This is a genomic window from Streptomyces sp. SID3212, from assembly GCF_009865405.1.
GTDB lineage: Bacteria > Actinomycetota > Actinomycetes > Streptomycetales > Streptomycetaceae > Streptomyces.
Genome location: NZ_WWJY01000478.1, coordinates 1 through 350, shown reverse-complemented (window position 1 = coordinate 350; position 350 = coordinate 1). Strand labels below are relative to the sequence as shown.

Annotated in this window: 1 pseudogene; it reads left to right on the top strand. The window is 76.0% G+C overall.

The annotated features are described in order from the left end of the window. Positions 1-350 (top strand): annotated as a pseudogene (locus GT042_RS14085) (APC family permease); the annotation flags it as partial.

Below are 350 nucleotides of genomic sequence, written 5' to 3'. Positions count from 1 at the left end.
GGGCCGGCTGCTGTTCGCCATGGGCCGCGAACGCCGGCTGCCGCGCGGCCTGTCCCGTACGGACTCGGGCGTGCCCCGGGTGGCCCTGCTGCTGGCGGCCGTGGTGACGCTGGGGGCGGCGGTGTGGGCGGCGCAGCGGGGCGACGGCCTGGACAAGCTGGTGTCGGTGGTCAACGTCGGGGCGCTGTCGGCATTCGTGCTGCTGCACGCGTCGGTGGTGGGCTGGTTCGCGGTACGACGCGCGGAGGGGGCCCCCAGGTGGTTCCGGCACGTGGTGCTGCCGGTGGTGGGCGCGGGGATCCTGATCGCGGTGATCGTGGAGGCGTCGGGGACCGCGCAGGTGGTGGGGG